The 1,166-nt window shown below is 65.4% G+C and carries 1 protein-coding gene; it reads left to right on the top strand.

All coding sequences use genetic code 11. The annotated features are described in order from the left end of the window. On the top strand, window positions 1–1,166 hold a 1,166-nt coding region (locus tag ABTY56_RS38700; protein ID WP_350634387.1), incomplete at both ends, for an efflux RND transporter permease subunit.

Consider the following 1,166-nt stretch of genomic DNA (forward strand, 5'->3'; position numbering starts at 1 on the left):
CGTGCTCAACGCCTCCGAGGAGACCCTGCGCTTCTTCGAGGGGGTGCTGGAGGAGGTACTGGAGCTCTTCCCGTCCGAGTTCGTCCACCTCGGCGTCGGCGAGGCCGTGAAGGCACGCATGGCCGAGATCGAGAACACGCTGCCATACGGCATCGAGGTCACGCAGGTCGCCGATCAATCGGCCGTCGTGACCGAGGCCGTCGGCAGCTTTGTCAAAGTGCTCCTCGAAGCCATCGCCATCGTGCTGGGGGTTTCCTTCCTCTCGCTCGGAGTGCGCGCGGGTCTCGTGGTCAGCGTCTCCATCCCCTTCGTCCTGGCGATGACCTTCATCGGGATGGAGCTGACCGGCATCGGCCTGCAACGCATCTCCCTCGGCGCGCTGATCATCGCCCTCGGCTTGCTTGTCGACGACGCGATGATCACCGTCGAGGCGATGGTCGGCAAGCTGGAGGAGGGCTGGAGCCGGAGACGCGCCGCAAGTTTCGCCTACGAATCGACGGCCTTCCCGATGCTGACCGGCACCCTCGTGATGATCGCCGGATTCATTCCCATCGGCTTCGCCCAGTCGAGTTCGGGCGAGTATTGCTACTCGATGTTCATGGTGGTGCTGATCTCGCTGTCGGCCTCATGGATCGTCGCCGTCCTGTTCTCGCCGCTGCTCGGCACCCTGATGCTGCCGAAGACGATGCCCGGCCATGGCCACGGCAAGGGTCGGGTCATGCGGGCCTACGAGACTGTCCTGTCGTGGGTCCTCGGCCATCGTCGGACCACGCTGGCGGTCGCCCTGGCGACCCTGGGCATCTCGGTCTGGGCCTCCGCCTTTCTGGAGGAGCAGTTCTTCCCGCCCTCCGACCGGCCCGACCTCCTCGTAAGCCTAACGCTGCCGCAGAACGCCTCCCTGGAAGCGACCCAGCGCGAGGCCTCGAAACTCGAAGCGCTGTTGAAGGACGATCCGGGCATCGTGCGATACTCGACCTATGTCGGTGCCGGCGCAATCCGCTTCTACCTGCCGATGGACGTACTTCTGCAGAACGAGAACGTGACGCAGGCCGTCGTGGTCGCCAAGGACCTGAAGGCACGCGATGCGTTGCGGGCCCGGCTCGAAGAAGCTTTTCGTACCTGGCGATCGACGCGGCGCTGGCGGACGTCCGGCAGGGCCTGGCGGG

Origin of the sequence: Kitasatospora sp. NPDC097691 (assembly GCF_040302665.1) — a bacterium.
In the GTDB taxonomy this organism is placed as follows: Bacteria; Actinomycetota; Actinomycetes; order Streptomycetales; family Streptomycetaceae; genus Kitasatospora.